22 protein-coding genes and 1 riboswitch are annotated in these 24,378 nt (G+C 57.6%); of the genes, 3 read left to right on the top strand and 19 right to left on the bottom strand.

Annotated elements, in window-relative coordinates; all coding sequences use genetic code 11:
* Window positions 1-4 precede the first annotated feature (4 nt).
* From KUF54_RS05200 to KUF54_RS05145, 12 genes are all read right to left on the bottom strand, one after another.
* Window positions 5-406 carry a DUF3037 domain-containing protein gene (locus KUF54_RS05200; RefSeq protein ID WP_219345600.1) on the bottom strand — a complete coding sequence of 134 codons (402 nt, stop codon included), beginning with the start codon at window positions 404-406 and terminating at the stop codon, window positions 5-7.
* Complete coding sequence (locus tag KUF54_RS05195) at window positions 393-1,199, bottom strand: HipA family kinase (RefSeq protein ID WP_219345599.1); 807 nt, start codon at window positions 1,197-1,199, stop codon at window positions 393-395. Before KUF54_RS05195 ends, KUF54_RS05200 begins: the two co-directional genes overlap by 14 nt.
* Before the next feature lie 44 nt (window positions 1,200-1,243).
* Window positions 1,244-2,275: an aminotransferase class I/II-fold pyridoxal phosphate-dependent enzyme gene (locus KUF54_RS05190; RefSeq protein WP_219345598.1), complete on the bottom strand. Its 1,032-nt coding sequence runs from the start codon at window positions 2,273-2,275 to the stop codon at window positions 1,244-1,246.
* Entirely contained in the window at window positions 2,268-3,350 is a 1,083-nt protein-coding gene (gene cbiB, locus KUF54_RS05185) for an adenosylcobinamide-phosphate synthase CbiB (protein WP_219345597.1), read from the bottom strand. Before cbiB ends, KUF54_RS05190 begins: the two co-directional genes overlap by 8 nt.
* The gene (gene bluB / locus KUF54_RS05180) at window positions 3,347-4,081 is read right to left on the bottom strand and encodes a 5,6-dimethylbenzimidazole synthase (protein ID WP_219345596.1); all 735 of its coding nucleotides are present in this window, start codon (window positions 4,079-4,081) and stop codon (window positions 3,347-3,349) included. Before bluB ends, cbiB begins: the two co-directional genes overlap by 4 nt.
* A 204-nt stretch (window positions 4,082-4,285) precedes the next feature.
* Window positions 4,286-4,855: a cob(I)yrinic acid a,c-diamide adenosyltransferase gene (gene cobO, locus KUF54_RS05175; RefSeq protein WP_219345595.1), complete on the bottom strand. Its 570-nt coding sequence runs from the start codon at window positions 4,853-4,855 to the stop codon at window positions 4,286-4,288.
* Between the two features lie 54 nt (window positions 4,856-4,909).
* Window positions 4,910-5,734: an ABC transporter ATP-binding protein gene (locus KUF54_RS05170; RefSeq protein WP_255576310.1), complete on the bottom strand. Its 825-nt coding sequence runs from the start codon at window positions 5,732-5,734 to the stop codon at window positions 4,910-4,912.
* Complete coding sequence (locus KUF54_RS05165) at window positions 5,731-6,768, bottom strand: iron ABC transporter permease (protein ID WP_255576309.1); 1,038 nt, start codon at window positions 6,766-6,768, stop codon at window positions 5,731-5,733. The genes KUF54_RS05170 and KUF54_RS05165 overlap by 4 nt, the downstream gene beginning before the upstream one ends.
* Window positions 6,765-7,676: an ABC transporter substrate-binding protein gene (locus KUF54_RS05160; RefSeq protein WP_219345594.1), complete on the bottom strand. Its 912-nt coding sequence runs from the start codon at window positions 7,674-7,676 to the stop codon at window positions 6,765-6,767. Before KUF54_RS05160 ends, KUF54_RS05165 begins: the two co-directional genes overlap by 4 nt.
* On the bottom strand, window positions 7,673-8,254 hold the full coding sequence (locus tag KUF54_RS05155; protein WP_219346278.1) for a bifunctional adenosylcobinamide kinase/adenosylcobinamide-phosphate guanylyltransferase: 582 nt from the start codon (window positions 8,252-8,254) through the stop codon (window positions 7,673-7,675). Before KUF54_RS05155 ends, KUF54_RS05160 begins: the two co-directional genes overlap by 4 nt.
* 46 nt (window positions 8,255-8,300) lie before the next feature.
* Window positions 8,301-9,737, bottom strand: coding sequence for a cobyrinate a,c-diamide synthase (locus KUF54_RS05150; RefSeq protein WP_219345593.1), 1,437 nt, complete (start codon window positions 9,735-9,737; stop codon window positions 8,301-8,303).
* 9 nt (window positions 9,738-9,746) lie between these two features.
* Window positions 9,747-11,639, bottom strand: a complete 1,893-nt coding sequence (locus KUF54_RS05145; RefSeq protein WP_219345592.1) for a TonB-dependent receptor domain-containing protein — start codon at window positions 11,637-11,639, stop codon at window positions 9,747-9,749.
* A gap of 69 nt (window positions 11,640-11,708) precedes the next feature.
* Window positions 11,709-11,951: riboswitch (cobalamin riboswitch) on the bottom strand.
* Window positions 11,952-12,181: 230 nt separating this feature from the next.
* On the opposite strand from KUF54_RS05145, the gene KUF54_RS05140 reads away from it, so the two are divergent.
* Together KUF54_RS05140 and KUF54_RS05135 are read left to right on the top strand one after the other, a co-directional pair.
* On the top strand, window positions 12,182-12,391 hold the full coding sequence (locus tag KUF54_RS05140) for a DUF904 domain-containing protein (RefSeq protein WP_219345591.1): 210 nt from the start codon (window positions 12,182-12,184) through the stop codon (window positions 12,389-12,391).
* Between the two features lie 40 nt (window positions 12,392-12,431).
* Window positions 12,432-12,812, top strand: a complete 381-nt coding sequence (locus KUF54_RS05135; protein WP_219345590.1) for a cell division protein ZapA — start codon at window positions 12,432-12,434, stop codon at window positions 12,810-12,812.
* A 337-nt stretch (window positions 12,813-13,149) separates the two neighbouring features.
* On the opposite strand, the gene KUF54_RS05130 is transcribed toward KUF54_RS05135, so the two are convergent.
* From KUF54_RS05130 to hemN, 5 genes are all read right to left on the bottom strand, one after another.
* On the bottom strand, window positions 13,150-14,400 hold the full coding sequence (locus KUF54_RS05130; protein ID WP_219345589.1) for a helix-turn-helix transcriptional regulator: 1,251 nt from the start codon (window positions 14,398-14,400) through the stop codon (window positions 13,150-13,152).
* A 200-nt stretch (window positions 14,401-14,600) separates the two neighbouring features.
* Entirely contained in the window at window positions 14,601-17,072 is a 2,472-nt protein-coding gene (locus KUF54_RS05125; protein WP_219345588.1) for an EAL domain-containing protein, read from the bottom strand.
* Between the two features lie 14 nt (window positions 17,073-17,086).
* The gene (locus tag KUF54_RS05120; protein WP_255576307.1) at window positions 17,087-18,343 is read right to left on the bottom strand and encodes an HD domain-containing phosphohydrolase; all 1,257 of its coding nucleotides are present in this window, start codon (window positions 18,341-18,343) and stop codon (window positions 17,087-17,089) included.
* 110 nt (window positions 18,344-18,453) lie between these two features.
* The gene (locus tag KUF54_RS05115; RefSeq protein ID WP_219345587.1) at window positions 18,454-19,185 is read right to left on the bottom strand and encodes a sulfite exporter TauE/SafE family protein; all 732 of its coding nucleotides are present in this window, start codon (window positions 19,183-19,185) and stop codon (window positions 18,454-18,456) included.
* A 3-nt stretch (window positions 19,186-19,188) separates the two neighbouring features.
* Window positions 19,189-20,571: an oxygen-independent coproporphyrinogen III oxidase gene (gene hemN, locus KUF54_RS05110; protein WP_219345586.1), complete on the bottom strand. Its 1,383-nt coding sequence runs from the start codon at window positions 20,569-20,571 to the stop codon at window positions 19,189-19,191.
* Between the two features lie 268 nt (window positions 20,572-20,839).
* On the opposite strand from hemN, the gene fnr reads away from it, so the two are divergent.
* The gene (gene fnr / locus KUF54_RS05105) at window positions 20,840-21,559 is read left to right on the top strand and encodes a fumarate/nitrate reduction transcriptional regulator Fnr (protein WP_219345585.1); all 720 of its coding nucleotides are present in this window, start codon (window positions 20,840-20,842) and stop codon (window positions 21,557-21,559) included.
* A gap of 124 nt (window positions 21,560-21,683) precedes the next feature.
* On the opposite strand, the gene KUF54_RS05100 is transcribed toward fnr, so the two are convergent.
* Window positions 21,684-23,165, bottom strand: coding sequence for a sulfite reductase subunit alpha (locus KUF54_RS05100; protein ID WP_219345584.1), 1,482 nt, complete (start codon window positions 23,163-23,165; stop codon window positions 21,684-21,686).
* A complete protein-coding gene (locus tag KUF54_RS05095; protein ID WP_219345583.1) occupies window positions 23,162-24,283 on the bottom strand; it encodes an FAD:protein FMN transferase in 1,122 nt (373 codons plus the stop codon). Before KUF54_RS05095 ends, KUF54_RS05100 begins: the two co-directional genes overlap by 4 nt.
* Window positions 24,284-24,378: the final 95 nt, after the last annotated feature.

Raw genomic sequence — 24,378 nt, 5'->3', positions numbered from 1 at the left:
ATATTTAATATTCTGCGGGGATGGGCAACACCATGCGCTGCATGATGCGCGCCAGCGCCTCGCCCGGTTGGGTGCACATGCCCATGTGTGAAGGCGATGTCTGAATAATGCTGCTGCGCTTGGCCGTCAGCCAGTGGTAGCGCGAGCGCATGGGCAGTTGGGCAATCGGGCCGCCATCAGCTCTGCCTTCGCAAATTGCCACGATGGAGCCTAGGTGGCGATGCACGGTTTCCAAGTCCACATGAGGGTCCAGCGCCAGCAAACGCTTTTCATCCAGAACAATCGCAGCTTGCAAAAATCCAGTGAGCTGGCAAGACAAGATCACGCCCACGTTCACAAATTCTTCACGCTCCACACGCGGCACGATTCGTACCACAGCGTAGTCGTACACCTCATGCGCGTGCATCAATCACTCCTTGCAACCAGCGGCCACGCTCTGCAAGGCGGGCCACAAAATAATTCACGTAAGCTGCGCGGTGGGTCTGTACATTGTTCAAAACATCGCTGTCTTTATCCGCCGCCGCTTGCTTCAAAAAGCAGTCTGGCACCTCGGCCAAAATGCCTGTCAGCACTTCGGTGGTCAGCTTTGCAGCCATCTGCTCATCCACCGTGGCCAAGTCGCTGGCCAGCGGCAGCAACATATGCTCGCTGCTAGGCGCAAAAGGCTTGGCGGGGTCGGCTACTGTGCCGTTCCAGGCATGGTGAAACGTGAGACTCGCGCCATGGTCGATGAGCCAAGGCTGCTTTTTGCACATCAGCATATTGGTGTTTCGCGCCGTGCGGTCCACATTGCTGACCAGCGTGTCAAACCACACCAGACGCGAGGCAAAGTCGCTATCTACCGCATCCACCGCCGGATCAAAGTTGATGGCGCCGGGCAAATAGTCCAAGCCCACATTCAGGCCAGCGCTGGCGCGAATCAGGTCTTGAATTTCGGGGTCTGACTCGGTACGCGCCAAGTCGCCGTTCAGTTGAGCGAGCACAATTTCTGGCATGGGCAAACCCAGCACACGGGCGATGCCGCCAGAGATGATCTCGGCCATCAACGCACGCACGCCCTGCCCGGCGCCGCGGAACTTAAGCACATAAGTGCCCAAGTCATCGGCCTCGACAATTGCGGGCATGGAGCCACCTTCACGCAGTGGCGTGACATAACGCTCCACCAGCACAGAGCGCAGCTTGAGGGTTTCAGTGTCCATGCGAAATGGTAGCGCTTTCAGTATGTGTGATCAGCACTGCAAGGTCATTGAATGCTTTGAGGCGCGCTAAGAGCCGCTTTGAGCCAAGCCCGCTCTAACGCTGCCTGCGACACGGGTGGCAACACGCCCAGCCGGACATGACCGGGCAAGCCAAAACTGGCGCAGTCGCGCAGCTTTACGCCTTGGGCGCGCATGGCGGCCAGCGGCGCTGCAATCTCTTGCACCGGCAGCCGCGCCACAAAGTAGTTGGCCTGATGGCCGGCAAGCACCTGCCAGCCCAGCTTGGCGCACAGCGCCAGTTGCTGCGCCTTCCAGCGGCGCAGCGTCATGCGGCTTTGCACCAGCCACTGCTGCACCTCATCGCTCACCCAAGCTTGCAACATGGCAACGCCGTGCGAGCCAACGACCCACGATGGAGCCAAATCGCGCAAGGCTTGCAACTCAGCCGCAGCGGTGTCTAAAGGCGCAATCGCGTAAGCTGCGCGCACCCCTGTCATGCCCAGCGCTTTGTTGGGCGTCCAGAGCTGCCAAACAGCATCCAGTGGGCGCTGTGGCGCTTCACCTTCCAGCCACAAAGGGCGGTAAGCGCAGTCCAGCATGCGCCATTCTTTTTCCAAGGCGACTTGTTGCCACGTGGGCCAAATATCTTCAAGTTCACCCAGCGGACTTGAGGGCTCACAAGCCCAGCTCAAGGCCGGCAACGCACTCGCCTCAGCGCGGCTGCACAGCGCAAGCCGCCACACCCGTGCGGCCTGCAGATAATCGCCATAGTGGTGCTGCGGAAAAATAACGTTTTTAGCGCCGCTGCGCACCGCATGCAGGGTGATGCGGTGAATCAACTCGCTACTGCTGGCCCCCATAACGATGCGCTGCAGCGCCACCCCATGAAAAGCCGCCAATTGCAACTGCAGCTGCGTGTAATGTGGGTCGGGATACTGGGCCACATGGGCGGCCTGCAACGCTTTCACCGCCATAGGGCATGGGCCGCAAGCATTGCGATTGGTGGAAAAATCATGCGCAGGCACGCCCATCGCATCCGTGCCGCCATGCATGGCGGCCTCTTTCAAATCAAACATTCCCAGCCAACTTCCACATCCATAGCGCCATAAAAACCATAGCTACAAGTCCAATAAATACTTGGACTAAAAGCACTTTTGACGCTAATTTTACGGACTGCAGAAGATCCGTGGATTCAGCAGGTCTCCCCTGCGGGTTGAGTTCATACACACCGGGTTTAGACAGACGCACACCTAACGCCTGCGCCATGGCGCCCATGGGCCAGCCGCCGTTGGGCGATGGCGTCACGCCCGCATCGCGCCGCAAAGCCTGCCACGACACGCCACCGGCCACCAGCGCCAGCCACAGCGCGGTAATGCGCGCAGGAATCCAGTTCAGCACATCATCGGCCCGCGCCGCCCATTTACCGGCCCATTGCCAGTGGCGGCGCTTGTCCCCTTGCCCGCGCCAGCCGGGGTAGCCCCACATGGCGTCTGCCGTATTGGCCAGTCTATAGACCGCCGCACCGGGCAAACCTGCCACGGCAAACCAGAACAGTGGGGCAATGACGGAATCGCTCAAATTCTCGGCCAGCGTCTCGATCGCGCTTTCGCGCACGGTGGCGGCGTCTAGCTGCGTGGTGTCGCGGCTCACCAGCCAGCTTAGGCGCTCACGCCCGGCGGGCAGGGACTGCTGCAAGGCAGCTTCTACCGCCAGCACCTCGTCTTTAAGCATGCGCCAGGACATCAGCGGCTTGAGCAGCACGCCCATCACCAGTCCCCACACCCACCAAGGCGCAAAGCCGGTCATGAATTGGGCCAGCCAATACACACCAAAAATAAGAGCAGCCAGTGCACACCACACCAAGGCTGCAAGGCTGAAACGCCCATAATCGCGCTTTGATTCATGTCGCGGCGCAATAGCTTGGCCGGCCCATCCCAGCAACTTGCCCATCAGCACCACGGGGTGCATCCAGACCGGCGGCTCGCCCCAAAGCCTGTCCATCAGCAAAGCCACCAACACTGCCAACAAAGCGGCCTGCACATTGCCAGCCCAGTGCCATGCGGCCTGATCGCTGGAAGTGAAGGCTTGATACAACCACAGCACGGGGCTGAGGGGCAGGCCGATCAGCTCAGCCCAGGTAATTGCCGTCATGTGCCCGTTTTACCCTTGGCCGCTGCAGCCGCATTGGAAGCGTTACTGGGAACGGTGCGCGAGTCATCCCATACATCGTCCATCAGCATATCTTCCAGTGGCGCGCGGCAGGCCCATTTTTCTTGTTGCAGCATGGGCTCAGCGTAATACGCATTCACAGGGCCCAGGCACAGCACGCCCAGCGGATGGGCGCCATCAGGCATTTGCAGCAGCTTTGCCAGTTGCTGCGGATCAAAAATCGACACCCAGCCCATGCCCAGCCCTTCGGCACGCGCAGCCAGCCACAGGTTTTGAATCGCGCAGGCGCTGCTGGCAATGTCCATCTCGGGCAAGGTTCGGCGGCCAAAGATATGCGCCTCGCGCCCCGGTGGCATAGCAACGACCAGCACCTCGGCCGCATCCAGCACACCCTGTACCTTGAGCTTCATGAAATCTTCTTCACGCTCACCCATGGCATGGGCGGTGCGCACGCGCTCTTCTTCAACCAGTGCATGGATTTGCTTGCGCAGATTCAAACTCTTGACGCGAATAAAGCGCCAGGGCTGCATGAAGCCCACGCTGGGTGCGTGGTGCGCGGCGCGCAGCAAGCGCAGCAAAACGTCATCCGCCACCTGCCCACCCGCAAAGTGGCGCATGTCGCGGCGCTCATAAATGGCACGGTAGACAGCGGCACGCTCGGCCTCGGTAAAAGGCGTGGCAGGGATGGTGGGTAATGGGTGTGCTTCAGACATGGAGCAATTGTGTCCCTTTGGCACAGGCGCGGATACCTCGCGAACACCACATATAGGCCTGCGAGCCGCGAAAACCTGAAAAACTGGCGCCCCCAAACTCAGCAACGCCGAGCAAGAGCCGTCTCGCAGCGAAGGCGTTGTCTCCCTCCCGCATTGCAAAGCAAAGCGAGAGAGGGGGAGGCCGCGCAGCGGCTCAGGGGGAGCCTAGTCTTCTATCCCACGCTGAGCCGGAACGCCCGCTTGAAATGCGTGCTTAATCATCGTCATCTCGGTGACGGTGTCCGCCATGTCGATGATCTCCTGCGGGCAGCGGCGGCCGGTCAGGCAGACATGCACCTCCTTGGGGCGAGCCTTAAGCGTGTCCAGCACGTCTTGCAGCGGCAGCCAGCCGTAGATCAACGGATAGGTGATTTCATCAAGCACGACGAGAAACAACTCGCCCAACAAAATATCAGCCTTGGCTTTTTCCCAGCCATCGCGTGCCAGTTGGGCTGAGTGGTCGAGGTCCTTGCTCTTCCAGCTAAAACCGTCGCCCAGCCCTTCAATGGGCAGGCCCACTTGCTCGGCTAAGCGGTGCTCGCCAAAACGGGCCGTGGGCACTTTCATGAACTGATAGACCTTGACGGCCTTGCCCCGGCCCGTGGCGCGAAAGGCCAGACCGAAGGCCGCCGTGCTTTTGCCCTTGCCATTGCCGGTGTTGACGATGACGAGGCCGCGGCGCTCGCCCTCAGGTTTTTCATAGGGCTTCTCGGAAGGGGGAGTTTCAATATTCATAGCTACTCACGCTTATATATCAAGCGTTAAAGGGTAAAAAAGCTCTAATAATTTTCAGCGCAGGCGGGGCAAGGCCAGCCACAGGCCATCCAGCTCTCGCACCTGTATGCGGTGCTCAAACACAGCCTCCAGCGCGGCATGGCTGGCTGGGTCGCTGCATGCGCCCTGATGGGTGATGCGCCCAGCCTGCATGACAACGATTTCATCGGCCAGCAAGGCAAACGACAGCTCGTGCAGCACACTGACCACGGTCATGCCCTGCTGCACCAGGCTGCGTGCGGTCAGCATCCAGTCGGTCTGGTGCGGTGGGTCAAGATTGGCCAGCGGCTCATCCATCAACAAGGTCTGGGCCTGCACGGCTAGTGCGCGGGCCAGCAGCACGCGCTGGCGCTCGCCGCCAGAAAGCTCGCCAATGCTGCGCTGACGCCAATCCCACGCATGGGTGTGGCGCAGCGCCTGCTCAACGGCCTGCTGATCCGCGCTAGAGGCTGGGGCCAGCCAGCCTTGATGCGGCAAGCGGCCCAGCATGACCACGTCATACACGGCCATGTCGCCGGACACGGGCTGGTTTTGCCCCAGCCATGCCAGCTCCTTGGCGCGCTCGCGACCATTCCAGTCGGCTAGCTTGCGGCCTTGCAAAAGCACATCACCGCTTTGCTGCTGGTTGGCAGCTCTCATGCCCGCCATGGCACGCAGCAAGGTGGATTTGCCCGCGCCATTGGGGCCGACAATGGCCGTCCAGCGGCCTTTGGGAATTTGCAGACTGATCTGGCGCAGCACTTCGCGATCGCCCAACTGCACAGACAAAGCTTGCACCGTCAATGCGGTCGTAGCCAGTGCGTTGGTAGTCAGTGCGGTTTGATTGGTGTGATCGCTCATGCGCCCTCTCCTGCCGACAGCGTGCCGCGCCTGTGCATCAGCCACAGCAGGTAGCTGCCGCCCAGCACGGCGGTGAGCACGCCCACGGGCAACTCTTGCGGTGCAATCAACCAGCGCGCCAGCAAATCAGCGGCCAGCAACAGCACTGCGCCCATCAAGCTGCTGAGCACCAGCAGCCAGCGGTGCAGCGCCCGTACCATAGAGCGCACCAAGTGCGGAGCCGCCAAGCCCACAAAAGCAATCAAGCCCGTTTGCGCTACAGCCGTACCTGTGGCCAGCGCCAGCAGCACAATCAGCAGCAGACGCAGCGGGCCCAGCGGCAAGCCAAGGCTGTGGGCGGTTGATTCACCCAGCGCCAGCCCATCCAGCACGCGGCTCAAGCACCAAGACAGGGCCAGCGTAGGCAGCAGCACCCACAGCATCAGCGCGCAAGCATTCCAGCCCGCAAACGCCGTGCTGCCCAGCATGAAGGACTGCATGGCCTGCATGATGTCCGGGTTCATTAAGAGCACCAGCGATGCGGCGGCGCCCAGCACCACCCCCACCACCACGCCAGCCAGCAGCAGGCGCATGGTGTTTTGCACACCCTTGGCCAGCACCAGTGTCAGCACTACGGCAAATACGGCACCGGCAAAAGCCGCGCCCGTCACGCCCCAGCGAGCCAGTCCGGCCAGTGCAAAAGGCGACACGCCCAGCGCCGCCATGGCCAGCGCCACGCCCAGCGATGCACCCGATGCACTGCCCAGCAAATACGGGTCTGCCAGCGGGTTGCGAAACACGCCTTGCGCAATGGCGCCTGCCAGCCCCAACAGGCCACCGGCCAGCAAAGCGGCAGCCGTGCGCGGCAGGCGAATGTCCATCACGATTTGCCATGCCAAGGGGTCATGGCGGGCGTTCAGCACGCTCTCAAAACCCGTGCTGCCAATGCCTGCGCCCAGCAGCGCCAGCAGACTGCCAGCAAGCACCAGCCACGTCAAAAGCCAGGGCGCGGCCAACCCGGCCTGAGCGCAATGGTTAGGCTTGATCACACTCATTGGCTCTTGCCCTGCTTGACCGCCAGACGTTGCAGGCACTGGGCAATGATTTGCGCACCCTCAGCCATGCGCGGGCCGGGGCGCACCAGCACGTCGGATTGCTCCGGTGTAAAAGCACATATCGCGCCTTGCTTGACGGCACGCATCTGCGCCCAGCCCGGGTATTCGGGCATACCTGTGCTCCAGGAGCGCTTGCCCGCCATCAAGATGTCAGGGTCGAGCTTGACCACATATTCAGGGTTGATGCGCGGAAACGGCCCCAACTTGGCTTCAATCACATTGCGCAGGTGCAACTGCGTCAAAGTCTCGCCAATAAAAGAGTTTTCACCCGCAGCAAACGGGCCGCGACTGGCTTCAAAGTACACACGCTGGCCGCGTATTTTTTCGGGCACGCTGGCTGCGGCCTTGGCCATATCGGCTTCAATGCTTGCCCAGACACGGTCCGCACCTTGCGCGGATGGCAGATTCAGCAGCACACCCAGTTTTTGCAGCACCACGCGCGCTTCGTCATAGGTGCGCGGCTCAAGCGCTACGACTTTAAGACTCAGCGCCTCCATGCGCCCTAAGGAGCGCGAAGCCATGGAGGCCAGCACCAAGTCGGGCTTGAGCGCCACGATGCTCTCGATATTCGGATCCAGCCCGCCCCCCACCACAGTCAGGGTCTTGGTGTGCGCCGGCCAGTTGGAGTAACGATCCACCCCCACCAGTCGCTCACACGCGCCCAATGCGCACAGGCTTTCGGTTAGCGACGGCAGCAGACTAACAATGCGCTGCGGCGGTTTGGCCAGTTGCACCTTGCTGCCGCGCGCATCGGTGATCTGCACGGATTGAGCAACTACTGGCAGCGCAGCGGCCAGCAACCAACTTGCCAGCCCACAAGTAGCCAAGCGTTTGATCATTGACTTCATGCTTGCGGCCCCTTCAGCGCTAGGGGCAGTCCCGCGCACATCAGCGTGGCGCTTTCGCAATGCGCTGCGACTTGCTGGTTGAGCACGCCCAGCGCATCCACAAAGGCGCGCACCTCGCGGCCCATTGGAATCACACCCAGCCCAATCTCGTTGCCCACCAGAATAATGGGACCAGCCGCATCATCTATTGCTTTCAAAAACATAGCTAACTGTTTAGACCATTCATGGACTTGAGACTGATTTTCTTCATTTTTTTTAACATCAGCAGGCATTATCCAATTGGTCAGCCAAAGCGTCAGGCAGTCAATCACCAGCAAACGCTCGGGGCGGCTGTGGTTGTCTATCACCTGCGCTAAATCACGCGGCTCTTCAATGGTCTGCATGCCGGGCACGCGTTCAGCGCGGTCGCGCTGGTGGCGGGCAATGCGCTCGCTCATCTCGGCATCCCACGCTTGGCCAGTCGCCACCAGCACCGCCTGATGCGACGCGCCGCTTTGCAGCCACTGGCGCGCCAGCAGCTCCGCGCGGCGCGACTTGCCGCTTTTTTGACCGCCCACAATGAACTGGGTACGCGGCATGACGATGGAGGGAGTGTTTGCAACGTTCATGATGAAAACCAAAAAATCAGGCCTGAATTGTTGCGCCAAAAAGCCGGGCAATGGCGAAAGGATTGGAAGGAAACCAGGCATGAAAGTAGCTGGCCCGCACGCTGCCATGCTCATACAGTGCCTCGCCCCGGTCAGGCTGCACCGCCGCGCCCGGTCGGCTGCTGCGCGTGAGCACAGGCATGCTCGTTTCAAGCCTTGTGTAGTGAAAAGTGTGGCCGCGCAGCAAGCCAGTATCGAGCACCAGTTGCTGCATACCCAGCCCACCCAGCCGGTTTTGCATGATGACCTGCCCGGGCAGCAGTCCCCACATGGCTTGAATGCGGCCGTCCAGCCCCGTCACGCCGTCGCACAGCGCTAGCATGCCGCCGCACTCCGCCCAGACGGGTTTGCCTTGGGCCACATGCTCAGCCATAGCCGCGCGCAGTGCCTGATTGGCGTGCAGCGCCTGTGCATGCAACTCTGGGTAGCCACCCGGCAGCCACAGCGCATCGCAAGGCGGCAGAACATCACCCGCCAGCGGCGAGAAAAAGCACAATTCGGCCCCCATGGCACGCAGGCAGTCCAGATTGGCGGGGTAGATAAACGAGAAAGCTGCATCCCGTGCAATAGCGATACGGCGACCGGCCAGCCAAGACTGAAGCTTGGGTTGATCGATGGAAGAATTCGTTGAAGTGGCTGGCGGTGCAAAGTCCACGCACCAGTCTTGCCAGCTGGGCTCGTCCGCTTGGGCGCCATCTTCTGCACTCCACAAGCGCTGACCCAACGGTGTCTTCTCCAGTGCATCCGCAGCAGCATCGAGTCGCTGCATGGCATCGCTCAGTTCATGGGTCGCAATCAAGCCCAGATGCCGCTCGGGCAGCAGCGCAGCAGTTCTCGCCTTGGGTCCGTTGTCACCCAGTTGCACACCGGGCATGGCGCCCAGCCAAAGCGACTGCTCACGCAAGCCTTGCTTGAGCAAGTCGGCATGGTGGGCCGTGGCCACACGGTTGGCCAGCATGCCCGCCCAGCGCAAGCCGCTTTGGTAATGTTGCAAGCCATAGGCCAGCGCCCCAAACGTGCCCGCCATGGCTGATGCATCGACCACCGCCAGCACAGGCAGGCCCAGCAGTTGCGCCAGATCAGCCGCGCTAAGGTTGCCGTCAAACAGGCCCATCACGCCTTCGACCAAAATGATGTCGGCCTCCTGGGCCGCCTCATGCAGGCGCTGGCGTATATCGGCCTCGCCGCTCATCCACAAATCCACCGAATGCACGGGCGCACCACTGGCCAGCTCATGCCAGTACGGGTCCAGAAAATCTGGCCCGCACTTGAACACACGCACCTTGCGGCCCTGACGTGCGTGCAGCCGCGCAAGCGCCGCCGTCACAGTCGTCTTGCCCTGACCAGAAGCCGGAGCGCTGATCAGAATGGCGGGGCAGCGCGTGGTTTTTTCCGGCATTGCGATGGATGTCATGGCGGCCCCTTAGTTAGCTTCCCACTTCACGCCGATATAGCCGCTGCGGCCTTCGGTCGCGTAAGTGCGAGCCAGTTCATAGCGCTTGTCAGCCAGATTGTTGACGCGAGCCACCAGACTCCAGTCGCGGCTCAGCTGCTTTTGCGCGCTCAGGTTCCATAGCGTGTAGCCGCCCAGCACATTTTTGTTGGCTGCATCGTCAAAGCGTTTGCCTGCTGTCTGCATTTCAGCGCCCAGCTTCCAGCCGGCGACCTTGGTGTCGGCAGACAGGCTGGCATAGCGCTTGGAGCGGCGGCCCAGTTGCAAGTCCTTATCCGTATCACGCGGATTTTGGAAATCCACCGAGCCTTGCAGGTTCACCTCTCCCACTCGGGTGGTCGCAGCAAAGGTAATGCCTTCGTAACGTGCATTGGCCACGTTGGCATAGCACCCGCCATAGGCGCCGGTATTGCCAGGGCAGGCACCTGTCTTGCCCACATAGTTGATGAGGTTGGAAAGGTTGTTGCGATAAACCGTGGCCGAGAAGCTGTCGCTACCCTTGCCCCACTTCAGGCCCAGCTCCACATTGCGGCCTTTTTCAGGCACCAGTGATGCATCGCCATACTGGCTAAAGCGCTGGTACAGCGTGGGCGCACGGAAAGATGTGCCTGCCGATGCCGTAGCACGCCAATTGGGAATGAACTCGTAGCCATAGGCTGCGCTGCCTGTGGTGTGGCCACCAAATTCGCTATCGCGGTCATGGCGGGCATTGAGCTGCAACGTGTGCTTGCCCAAATTCAGGCCGTAACCCAGTGCCAATGCATTTTGTGAACGCTCGCGGCTGCCAATATCCAGACCGCTGTTGACCAGCTTGTCTTCACGGCGCTCCAGCGCAGCTGTCACAGTCTGTGCGCCCAGCTTCCATTCGTTTTGGAACAGATAGCTTTGCAGGCGCGTATCGGTTTCATAAACGCTGGGCTTGGTCTGATAAAAGTCACGCGACTGCGTGTACTGCAGGCGTGTGCTGTAAACATCACTCCATTTAGCCTGCCAGTTCAGCCCCACGGCGCTCATCTTGTAGATGCTGCGGTCATCGGCCTTGCTGGTGTCGTAGCCCGAATTCATATAGCTGGTCAGCGCCGTTGCTTCTACACGCTGATTGGCCGAAAGCTGATAGCCAATGCGGCCGTTAAAGGCGTTGCTGCGATAGCCATCTGCATCAGGATTGGCGCCTGCAGAAGTTTTCGAATTAAAGCCATTGCTGCTGGCATGCGAAACGCCGAGGCTGTAATCCCAGCCCGCTGCGCCGCCGCTGACACCTGCTTGTGCCTTCACCGTGCCGCGACTGCCCCAGCCCAGACCCACATAAGGCTTGGCCTTGCCTTCGCCCTTCTTGGTGAAAATCTGAACCACACCGCCAATTGCGTCAGAGCCATAGACGGCAGCAGCCGGGCCACGCAGCACTTCAATGCGGTCAATGGACTCAAGCGGAATGTCTTGCCACGAAGCACCGCCAGTGGATTGAGAGTCGAGGCGCACACCATCCAGATAAACAGCGGTAAAGCGCGTATCAGCTCCGCGCAGATAAACGCTGGTTGACGAACCAGCACCGCCATTGCGCACCATCTGAATGCCAGGCAAGCGAGAAAGCACATCAGCCACACCGGCTGCGCCAGCGGATTCAATGGTTTCGCGGTCCACGATAGACATATCGGCCACCAGGTCCGATAAAGGTTGCTCTATGCGGTTAGCCGTGACCACCGTCTCCTTCATGCTCACGGTATCAGCCAGCGCAACTTGCTGCGCCTGTGCAGCAGATGCCATGACCAGCAGCGATGCCAGCAAAGTGGGACGAAGAACAAACGTGGCGCGTACGCGCGATGACGCCTGTGCAGCGCACAGGGTCGAATATTGCGAACTCATGGAAAGCAGTCTAGAAAGACGCTCATGCCAGCCTACCCGCCGACAATGAGCAAACATGCCTGCACACAATGCAGGCACACCGTCGTTGGCCGGTATCCGGGCTAGGCGAATCTTCCTTTTGCCAGTCTTCCCAGCGCATAAGCGCCAGTGACTTTGATGGAAAAGGCGGAATGCATAAACATTCCATTCGCCGACCGTTGCGGGGGCAGCGCAGGCACGGTGCGCCAGTGTTTCTGGCCAGCACCTCCCTGCTTCCCGTTGAACTGAGGCCACAGAAAAGCAGCATCGAGCACCAACATTAACTATTGTAATGACCGCTGAACCACTTAAATCCTTCAGTGGAACGAGTTATGTGACGATTGTTTACGTTACAAACCTCGCTAAGGCAGACATAACCTCAGCTTCGCGCTACGATTTTGAGAGGGATTTTGAATGTTCCTGATTACAGCATTCAAGTTGCGTTTTGCCATTGCGCAAACTCATCAATTTGCTCGCACATTAATGCACATCTAAAGACTGCAAGACCTACAATGGCAGTGTCTATGACCACCCAGCCTTCTCTTGATCTCATTGCCGAGCGCGTAGAGCGTCTGCTGGTGCGCCACGAAGAATTGCAGCGCACCAACAATTTGCTCACCGATCAGGTCTTAGCTCTCACGCAAGAGCGCGATTTGCTGCGCCTGCGCCTGCAAGCCGCACGCGCACGCGTTGATGCTTTGATCGAGCGCCTGCCCGCCAACCAGGGAGAGTGACCTCTAGTCACCCCCATTACCAGACCCGCCCCTGACGCCCATGAAGCAGATCGATGTGCAAATCATGCAGCAAAGCTACTTGCTGACCTGTCCCGATGGCCAAGAAGAGCGAGTGCAAGAGGCGGCTCGTCGAGTTGATGACGCCATGACACGCATCCGCGACAGCGGCAAAGTTCGCTCCCGTGATCGCGTGGCGGTCTTGGCGGCGTTGAACATGGCTTTTGACGTACTCGACCGCGATGCCCAGCAGGCTCTCATGGCCAATGTGCATTCGGAGATGCAGTCCATGGACCAAGAGCAAGCCTCGGCTCCTGAAGTGAGCGAAGCTGCTCAGGCCGAGTTGCAGCGCCAGCAGATGCTTGCAGAGCAACTGCTACTCAGGCTCGATCAAGCGCTTGAAACTGACGAAAAACTACTCTGATCAGTTCAAGGTTTGCAAAGTCTGAAACAAAGCTGTCATGACATCTATATGGGAATCAATAGCCGTTAAAATAAGCCTGTCTGCAAATCTGCCGGTTTTTATATTTCCTTGAACCAATGCTCAACGAGCACGGGCTTGGTACATCACCTATTGAGCGTGATCGTCTCGCGTCAGATGAACCCAACGATAGGTTGCCCTTGCCCACCTGAACCCCCGGTTCAGGATGAGGAATCGGTGGCGTTTGCAGACACCTGATATTTCAGGCAGTTGTTGATCAAAACAGCTGCCAACCCCATAAGACAGGCCCGCTCCATGCGGGCCTTTTCTTTTCAGCTTTTCAATGGTTACCCAGCCAAGCCACGCTATTGAGAAAGAGTCGAACTAGCTCGGTCTGCCTGCGCACACCTGTTTTGGAAAAGATAGATCGTAAATGGGCACGCGCCGTGTTGGGCTTGATGCCAAGAGCTTCTGCAGCTTCTTCCAACGACATGCCATTGCTCAAATGCGTTGCAACAGCGGTTTCTGCGGGAGTTAAATGAAAGAGCTGTTGCGTCAACTTAACAGGCGGCTCAGCCTTGCCGGTTGTATCGCGCAAAAAGACAGCCACACTAGGGCGCTGCTTTCCTTCAGTCCATTCATCCGGTGAAATGCTTTGCACCACCACCCCCCAGTTCAGTTGTCCTGACTGGCGGGAGATGGACATACCTTCGGTCACGAAAACTCGCGACAACCTAGGGGAGAGCAAGGCATCCCTAATCAAACGCTGGAGTTTTCGATTGTCATTGGCATACACAGCTTCCAGCGTGCCATTACTCACTCTAATGCCGTCACCCACATTCAAAATAGATGTGGCAGCAGAATTAGATTCAATCATGCGCCCAGTTTGATCAAGGATGACGACTCCCATCATCAACTGCGCCGTGGCTCGCCCATAAAGCGAGATGACTTGACGGTCTCTATGCAAGTTCAGCTGCATATTCAGCACACGCTTGAGATGCGGTACCAGCAACCGCATCATGCTCAGCTCACGCGCCTCAAAAGCCCCATCCTTCTTTGATCGAGTAATGCGCAGACCATAGGCACAGCCATTACTCGTCTCCACATCCACAGCCAGAATGTGTTCAATATCAATGTCTTTACACCAGTCAGTGTAGTAACGGCAGGCCTTCCACTCAGATGCGGTCATCACATCCAGCAGGGTAAGAACTTTATCTTTAGGCGAACCCAGAAATGGGCTCCATTGCGCATACGGGTCGTGTGAAATCACATTGACACGCCCGCCTGCAGCAGAAATCACCCAACCTACATTGTCTCCATGAGGATCACGAACAATAAGCGAGGCGTAGTTGCCTACCGCACTTGAGCGCAACAGCTCAAGAAAAGCTTTCCAGCTTTCTGGCTCGGACGCAGCCTCGTACAGCGCGGCAATCAGATCGCTGATTAATTCAGTCTCAGTGGCAAAAGCTGCACTCCGTGAAGGAGGCGCAGTCACTTCAGAGCCTCTAGGCAGAGCAAATCCTGTACTTGCCCCTTGGCTAGAAGTAAGACAGTTGTAGAAATCGAATGTGACGTAATCGCTCTTGGGCATTTGATATCTCAATAAATTCGGCCCATCAAGCACCGCGCACTTGCTTAACTCTGTGAGCCATTTTCATTGATGCGTATTGACTCAACACCGTGCGCCAAGGAGTCTGCCCATGGATAGATAGGCATTTTGCTTACCCTATGCAAAGTAAGCATCGTCGAATCAGACGATAGATGAGCTATCAAAAATGCGAACTGATTTACCTACTGCAAGCCTGGTGTCTGCAGATAGCTCCCATCGTTATCCGGTAGGAAAGAAGCCCCGTTAGCACTTTCTTTAGCGAAACCTTGGCTCAGTCTCAACCTGAACTGCTCGGCAGGCACGGCCGGAGAGCACAAGTAACCCTGAAAGTAATCACCCTGCAACTGCGCAATTGCATCACACTGCGCTTGCGTTTCGACACCCTCAGCGACCAATTCAACACCCAGAGCACGACCCATGCTGATGATGGCTCCCACAATGGCCTTGTCTCCAGCATCGTGTGGGAGGCCACGCACAAAGCTCTGGTCAATCTTGATTTTGGAAATGGGCAGCTTCTTGAGATAGGCCAGACTTGAATATCCGGTGCCGAAGTCATCAATCACAAGACCTACGCCTAGCTGCGCAATCTGATGCACGCGCAATGCCATTTCATGCGCGTCTTGCAGCAAGATGGTCTCAGTCAACTCCATCTCCAACCACTGGGCGGGCAAGCCGCTACTTGCAAGTACGCTGATCAAGCGGTCTACAAAATCCGGTTGCCTGAACTCCAGCGCCGAAACATTCACAGAGACCTTCACAGGTGAGCCCATAGCCAGCCAATGCGCAGCCTCTTTCACGGATTGCTCCAGCACCCAAGCATCTAAAGCCACCACATAACCAGACTCTTCAGCCAGAGGAATAAAGACTGCTGGGGAAATCACTCCAAGCTCTGGATCTGTCCAGCGCAGCAGGGCCTCGGCAGCCACAATGCGACCAGAACTGATGTGCACCTGTGGCTGAAAGTGCACCGCCATGTGCCCTTTATCTAACGCTTGGCGCATGGCATGTTCGAGCTTCATGCGCGAGAGCAATCCAGCACTCATTTGCGGCTGATAAAAGCTGAAGTTACCGCGGCCACGCTCTTTGACGCGATACATCGCAATATCGGCCTGGCGAATCAGCTCATCCAGCGTCAATCCATCTGCAGGGAACTGGGCTGCACCAATGCTGCATTGGACTGTGAAGCCTAGGCCATCGAGCATGAAGGGCTGACGCATCTCTTCCAAAATGCGATCCGCGACCGCTGCAGCTCCATCACCCGTGCAGTCATGCAAATAAAGCACAAATTCATCACCACCTTGACGGCACAACATGTCCGTAGTGCGCAGCAAGCCAGAGAGCTTTTGGGCAACTTGTTTGAGCACACGATCTCCAAAATCATGTCCCAAAGAGTCGTTAATGATTTTGAAACGGTCTAAGTCCAGAAACAAAATACTGAAAGGCTGCTGAGTAAAGCGAGCAGCGGTGATGGCAGTCTGCACATGGCGATTTAAGCTCAGACGATTGGGCAGCCCCGTCAGCGCATCGTTATAAGCCAGCTGCTCGATCTGCTTTTGAGCGCTGTGCTGTATGGTCATGTCTCGCATAAAGCCAATGCTTTGCACCAAGCGGCCATAGCCATCGCGCAAAGCGACCCACGACAGCCAAACGGCACACCGCTGGCCGTCACCTTGCTCAAGCCACAGGTTGCCTTCCCAAAAGCTACCCACATCCCAGCGCGCGGATGCCAGCTCCAGCAAGTCAGCAACCGGGCCGGAATCGGACTCAAACAAGTTCCAAGCCGCAAGGCCTAGAACCGGTTTTCCTCGCAACAAGTCGCCCCCTGCCGGGTTAACTTGCACAATAACGCCGCGATCATCGGCAATAAAAATGCCATCCATGCTGGATTCAAACACTCGCGCGGCCAAGCGCAGCTCGGCGGCGGAGCGTGACTCCACCGTAATATCTCTGTACGAGCAAATACGCCCTATCGCCACGCCCCTGCTCAGCTGAGGGACAGATCGACGCTCAAGCACCCGTCCGCCGTAAAGCATCAGGACTTCAGAGGTTTCAGGTGCTGACAAGTCTGCTGCTTCTTGCAGCAAAGTGAACTGACTTTCACTGCTGTGCGTCTGCGCCCGCATATGCTCAAAAATGGCACGGTCATCTCTTTGCACCAACAGCGACTCAGGCAGTTGCCACAAATCAGCAAAGCGGCGGTTAAAGGCGCGAATGCCTCCGCGCAAGTCACACACCAGCATGCCATCGGCGGCAGACTCCAACGTGGCTCGCAACTCCGAGAGCAACATATCGAGCTTGCCTTCGTGCTGCAACTGCTCGCTTCGATCCACCATGGTGAGCATCAGCCAATCCGATGCCTGATCGACGTAACGCACCTCCATCTCAACTGCGATCAAGCTACCGTCAGCGCGAGATACTTCCGAGAGAAACTTCGCACCACCCGCCCAGTTAGACGAATCTTGCCAAAACGCTTTTTGAACGAGTGAGGTACACAACACCTCAACATGCTGACCCTTCGCCTGCTGCGGCGTATAGCCCGTAAGCAACACACTGGCCGCATTGGTATGCACTACCCTCAGTGTTGTGGCGTCAAGCAGCCAAACGGCTTCCTGCAGGCCATCGAGCAAGGCGGTCAGCAAAGGGGCAAAGTGCATACTCTGCAACGAAATCACGAAGTATCTTTCTCGGCAGTAATCACTGCAGAACTATCGAAAAAGTAGCACAAACGCCTTTGTGGCTGTAGAGCTTCCAAAGTTTTACGAGGTACTTGATTGCGCGTCAAGCCTCGGCGAATACCCAAACCTACAAGTTCAACCAAGTCTACCTGCTGCATTTTTTGCGAAGCAAGCGGTTCATACGTCAGCACCTGCGGCTTAAGCGACTGGCTAGTGTTCACTGAGACAACCACACCTATGCGCCCATCGCTAAGTTCCACCAATGAACCCGGAGGATACACGCCTAAAGTCTGAACAAAAGCTTTAAGCACAACGGGCGCATAACGCTGGCGGTATTGGCCATAAAGAGATGCCATGGCTTCATGTGGCGTCATTTCATTGCCAAGTTCAGGCAAATTGCACAAGCGCTCAAAATTATTGGTCAGCGCCAAAATTTGTCCTGCAATGTCCATATCTGCAGCAAGCAAGCCCAACGGAAATCCCGTGCCATCAGCCCACTCATGGTGCTGAGCAATCGCGGTAGTCACTGATGGCGCGTAACCCATGGTCATAGCCAAAGTCACCGATGCGCCCACATGCTCGGCATATGCCGTATCTCGTAAATGCCCAGCGGCAAGGCCTTGGTTAAGAGCGCAGGCAGCCGCAGAAATCTTCAGTGCAGGTTTGCCAATATCGTGCAGTAACGCTGCCGCCCCAAGGTCTTGCAATTCCTCACTGCGCAACCCCAGTGTTTTACCCAGCAGCAGGCTAAGCACGGCAACGTTGACGCCATGAATACCATAGGTTGCGCCACCCGCATCGGCCAGTAAATGCAGGCTGGCATCTCGCTCTTGCGCCAGTTTGACGACTTGTTGCGCAACCAGTTCGTCCGTAAGAGTTCTTGCCGCTTGCGGGCTCGCAATCAATTGCGCCTGCACATCATCGAATACAGAAACCGCGCCCAAGAATTGAGTCTGAACGGCCAAAACTCTGTCGCGCCAAAGTTCTGTTTTACTGCGTTGTGACTCAACAAGAATTGAGGGAGTTAAGCGATCGCTATCACCAGGCTCAGATACCAAGTCCTGCGTATCACTTCTTGTGAGATCAACTTGAACAGTCTTGAGCTTCAAAGCTGCAAAGGTCTTGAGCTGCTCTGCATTCGTAATTTTGAAACTATTAACGGGAAACGGATGGTGCAACCAGCCAGTCTCCAAATGAACATACATGCCAACGCGCAGTTGTCCTACATTAATATTAACAAAACGATTCACATCAAATGCTGAAAATAAGAGAGGACATTATTCCGCAGTTCTGCTGTCTCAGAAACATAACTAGGGTCTGTTGGGAGACAAATACCCACAGTCAAACCAGCACGATTGACTTATCGACACCAAAGACTGGGCCTGTAGACCAAATCCATCCATAGCGCCCATGCTGCAACGCCCATCAGCATCAAGCCCGCCATTCTGCATCCCCACTGCGCTCGCAATGCATTGACATGCGACTGCCCCAGACGCCACAGCCAAGGGCCCAGCAGCAGCCACACAGCGCCCCCCACGGCAAACGCTGCCATGGATAAAGCCCCTTGCCATGCGCCCCCACTTAAAGCGGCAACCAGTACTGCCGAATACAGCAAGCCGCAAGGCATTAAAGCCCAAGCAAAGCCTGCAGCCAAACTGCCGCCAGGCGCAGTCACCACAGGTTGGACCCGACTCCAAACAGAGCGCCCAGCACGCTCCAGCCACATGGGCTGGCGCGCCTGCACCAGCATGGCAAGGCCCCATGCCATCACGGCCACATGCATCAGCGCCCACAGCTGCTGCAGCGCTACGGCTTGATTCGTCAACCAAGCCAGACTTTCCATGGCGACAGCCGCCAGACTGCCCAGCAAGGCATAAGCGGCAATACGACCCAAATGAAATAAGCTGGTACGCAGCCATTGCCATTTTTGCAAGCTGTGCAACGCAATGACTTGTTCGGCATTGACTCCAGTGCTCACCCCAGCAGGTCTAGCGCGCGTGACCACGCTGCATGGTGCAGCGCACATCACAAGGCAATGGGGGCCACCTACAAGCCCCATGATCAAAGCAGTCCAAACCAGCGCAAACAACATGCGTCAGATGATGCGTGAAAACCGCGCGCGGGTACGGTCTGCCTGCAAATAGCGGTCAAACAACATGGCAACTCCGCGCACAAAAAACCAGCCCAGACCCGTGACCTTGAAGCCTTCATCAGACAACTCAATCAGGCCATTGGCCTGCATGTCCTTGAGCTCAGCCAACTCGCCTCCAAAATATTCACGGAAGCTAATCAGCCAAGCCTGCTCCATAGGCTCAAACAGAACTGCCCCCTGGCACATGATGGACATGATGACGGCGCGGCGCACCAGATCGTCTCGCGAAAGCGCCAGCCCACGCTGAACAGGCAATACACCGGCATCAATCGCGTCGTAATACTCTTCCAGTGTTTTTACGTTTTGACTGTAAGTCGCACCAACTTTGCCAATAGCCGACGCACCCAGTGCAATCAAATCGCAGTCTGGCTGGGTGCTGTAACCCTGAAAGTTGCGATGCAAACGCCCTTGGCGCTTAGCAATAGCCAGTGAATCAGTGGGCAGCGCAAAGTGATCCATGCCCACATACACATAGCCGCCGCTCATGAAGGCATCAATCGCACCCGAGAGCATGTTCAGCTTGTCCTGCCCCATAGGCAAATCGGCAGATTCAATGCGGCGTTGTGGCTTGAAACGCTCTGGCAGATGGGCATAGGCATACAGCGCAATGCGATCCGGCCTCAGCTCATTGACCTGAGCCAGCGTGCGCGCAAACGACTCTGGTGTCTGCTTAGGGAGACCATAGATCAGGTCCACATTGATGGACACAAAACCCAAGCGTCGTGCCTCAGCCACCAGCGCAAACACCTGCTCGGCTGGCTGCTCGCGGTGCACCGCTTTTTGCACCGCCGGATCAAAGTCCTGCACGCCAAAGCTCAGGCGGTTAAAGCCCATGTCCTTGAGCACTTTCAGGCGCTCATTGCTGACCGTGCGTGGATCGACCTCAATCGAATACTCGCCCGCTGCATCGAGCTTGAAATGCTCGCGCATTAGCGCCATCAATTGTTGCAACTCGGCATCGCTGAAGAAAGTGGGTGTACCGCCACCCAGATGCAACTGGCTGACCAGCTGACCCTTGCCGCAGTGCGCGGTGTGCATGGCTAACTCACGCGCCAGATAGTCCAAATATTCCGCCGCTTTTTCGTGGTGCTTGGTCACGATTTTGTTGCAGGCGCAGTAGTAGCAAAGGGACTCGCAAAATGGCACATGCACATAGACGGACAGTGGCAAAGCAAGCGCACCGGTGTGTGCTTTTCGCTGCTCCAATGCCAAAATGTAGTCTTCAGCTCCAAAAGCCTCAACAAAACGGTCGGCTGTTGGGAACGATGTGTAGCGCGGCCCAGGGATATCAAAGCGGTTCAGTAATTCGGGCGTTACAGCGGTCATAACTACTCGTCAGTGCGCGCACACACCTCACTAAAGACTGATAAAACAAGGCCATCAGAGCCCTTAAACATCAGCACCTTGAGGCAGGAGCGCATGGTTTTGAATGAATATGAACAATGTGCCCCAAGGCTTTCGCCCTGTCCTTGATGAAAATCAAGAGAAATCAAGGCAAGTGCTGCGACAATTTGATCTATCTCATCACCCAATACGAGGTCTATGAACGGCGCGATTTTCTCACCCGAGTTTGTCAGTGCCGTAGCTAAAGCCCATGAATCTTCAGACCATCAAAGCCTCCTGCTCCAACTGCAACCTCCGCGAACTGTGCATGCCCATGGGCTTGGACGACGAGCAACTGGAGCGCATTGATGAGATTGTGGCCACGCGTCGCAAGATCAAGCGCGGTGGACTGCTGTTTCGCAACGGCGAAGATTTCACCTCGCTGTACGCGATTCGCACCGGCTTCTTCAAGACCAGCGTTGCAACAGAAGATGGCCGCGACCAAGTCACTGGCTTTCAAATGGCGGGCGAAATTATTGGGCTTGATGGCATCGTCAACGACCACCACACTTGTGATGCGGTGGCGCTGGAAGACGCTGAAGTTTGCGTCATGCCTTTTGACAAGCTCGAGCAACTCTCCCGCGAAGTCACGGCCCTGCAAAACCATGTGCACAAAGTCATGAGCCGAGAAATCGTGCGCGAGCACGGTGTGATGCTCTTGCTGGGCAGCATGCGCGCTGAAGAGCGCCTCGCCGCATTCGTGCTGAACCTTGTGCAACGCCTGGCCGCCCGTGGTTTTTCCAAGTCAGAGCTGGTCCTGCGAATGACGCGCGAAGAAATTGGCAGCTACTTGGGACTCAAGCTCGAGACCGTGAGCCGCACCTTCTCCAAATTCGCCGAAGATGGCATTTTGGATGTCAAGCAGCGCCACGTTCGCATTCTGGATACCGAAGCGCTCAAGCGCATCGTCAACAGCCAGCAATGCCAGTGATTAAGAGCCGCTAAACCCACCCGAGTCTGCACTTTAGAGCGGCTACACCGTCAATATGAGCCGCCTTGGGTGGCGGCTCTCAAACCGGGCTGAGGCAACAGCCGCCAAGCTGTACCCGCCCCAATCAGTAGACGTCGCGGCGGTAGCGACCTTGGGCCAGCAACGCATCGACCTTGGCCTCGCCCAAAATGGCTTGCAGCGTCTGGTGTACCCCTTGACCCATGCCATTTAAGCTTCCGCAAACATAGATAGCCGCGCCCTGCTCCACCCAGCGCAGCAGCTCATTGGCATGGATATGCAGCAAGTCCTGTACATAGTGCGATTCTTTGCCGCTATCACTGTTGCGCGACCAAGCCTGATCCAGTCGCGCCAGATGACCGCCTTGCACCCATTGGGCCAGTTGCTCGGCACATATCGCGTCATGCAGAGGGCTGCGCTCGCCAAACATCAACCATTGGTCGCTGCGGCCCTGCTGCACGCGGGCTTTGATGTGGCTGAGCAAGCCTGCAAGGCCCGAACCATTGCCAATCAAAATCAGCGGCCGTTGTGCGTTATCACCCAGCCTAAAACCGCTGTGCGCGCGCACCGTTATCGCCTGCACATCGCCCAGCGCTATGCCGCGGCATAGCCAGTCAGAGGCCAAACCGGGCGAGCCATCGTCTCGCACGCTTTGGCGCACCAGCATCTGCAAGCTGCCGTCAGCCACGATAGAAGCGATGGAATAGTCCCGCGCACGTTCAGGATCGGCGGGCACGCACAGCGAGACCAGGTCGCCAGATTCCCAATGCGGCAACGCACCCGCCTGCGGCACCCAATCGAGCTGGTACAGCGCCCCGCCTTGACTACCGGGATTGAGCAAACGGCGCTGCGCCAGCACAAACGGCACGCTGGCTGGCGTTTGCAACCAGTCAGCGTCAGAGTCCTGCGCAGCGGATTCTCCCAACAATTGCTGGCGAAGCGCCCCGACGCGCGCTTGCCAAGCCTGCAGGCTCTGGGCATTCATGTTGTCTACGCAGATCAGCTCGCTGCTCGATCCACTGCTTGAATCGCCGTTTGCATCACTGCTTGAATCGCCGTTTGCATCACTGCTTGAATCGCTGTTTTCAGCGCTGGCCTTCAGCCACTCATGCACCTCAGTGCCAAAAGCGCAGAACTCTTGATATTCGCTGTCGCCCAGCGCCAGCACCACACTTTGGTGCCACTCCAGCTGAAGTTTTGAGGCCAGCAGACCTTGCACAAAGCCCAACGCGTGATCAGGCGCATCGCCCTCGCCCGTGGTGGATAACACCCACAGGCTTTGCATGTGCTGCTGCAAAAGGTCTTCAGTCAGCTTTTGCACGGGCAGCAGGCGCACCTGCAAACCGCCGCTGACCAGCATGTGGGCGGTGGCACGGGCCAGCGCTTCGGCTTGCCCGGTCTGGCTGGCATACGCCACCAACACGGCAGGTGCTTGCACATTACCTTGCGGCGCGCTGTTTTCTTCATCCTCTGCCTTGCGCTGTTTGCGCACTTTGGCGGCAATGCCCCAGCAAAGACCAGCATAAGCAGCTATTAAACCAATAGCACCAGAGATACGCTCTGGCGTCAAAATCCATTCCACAGTCATGCCCCAAATTGATTGATCCAGGCTGGCGTCTTCAGCACCGCTGTGCTTGCCCCAGTCTCATTGGCATGAGAGATCAGCACCGCCGCAATCGCATGCTGGCGCGCAAAGTCCATGCCTTCTTGCGGCCCCAGTACCGTGAGCACCGTCGCCAAGGCATCGGCATGCATGCACTCGGGATGAAACACGGTGACGCTGGCCAGATCATGCGTCACGGGCCAGCCCGTGCGCGGATCTAGCGTGTGCGAATAACGCCGCCCATCCACGCTGAACTGATGCCACAAATCCCCCGAGGTCGCAAAAGCGCCATCTTTGATGCTCACCACCAAAGGCTGAGCTGCATCTGTAGTGCCATTGCCCGCACCTAGTTGCACCTGCCATGCGCGCTCATCAGGGCGCTGACCCCAAGTACGCAGCTCGCCGCCAATTTCTAAGAGACCCGCAGCCCAGCCTGCGGCTTGCAGCTTTTGCACTGCCCAGTCCACGGCAAAGCCTTTGGCAATGCCGCAAAAGTCTAGTTCCAGCCCACCCGGCTGGCGCAACTGCTGGGTCTGCGCATTCCAATCCAAGTGCTGATAGCCGCTGGTTTGCAGCAGCCGCTCAATCACCTCAACGGCTGGCGTTTGCCCTTGATGAGGCTGCAGCGGATTTTGGCGCGGGCCAAACCCCCACAGCGACACCAGCGCGCCCATGCTCGGGTCCATAGCTGCGCCCGACAACTTAGCCCAGTGCAAAGCTGCATCTAAAACATGAGCAAACTCTCTAGGTGCTAAATGGACTTGACCGGGTTTTGACTGATTAAAGCGGCTAATGACCGAATCCGCCTCCCAGTTACTCATCTGGGCAATGACTTCATCAAACACCTGCTTCAGTAAGGCTTGCACCGGTTCCACCGGCAGGTAATCAGGATTGGCAAGCCGCAGCGACCAGTGCGAGCCCATCGTCTCACCCGCCAAGCGGTGAATACGCCCATCTTGCTGATGCTGCAAATTGGCTGACTGCCAGCGCTGCACAGCAAAGTTCACCGGCTGCGCTGAATGTACTGAGGGCGCTGAAGATTGCGCCGACGAAGACAGCTTCCAAAGACTGGCATCAAAGCGCACGCGCGGTGTGGAGGTCATGGCTCGTTAGGGGCAGAACAGATCAGGCGGAAACAACGACGCGCCCAAAGCGGGCGCGTGTTGCTTGCATCTCAGGCATCAAAGCTTAAAACAGC

This window comes from Comamonas sp. Y33R10-2 (assembly GCF_019355935.1).
Lineage (GTDB): Bacteria > Pseudomonadota > Gammaproteobacteria > Burkholderiales > Burkholderiaceae_C > Comamonas.
The sequence above is the reverse complement of the archived record's forward strand: the minus strand, read 5'-3'. Positions and strand labels throughout refer to the sequence as shown.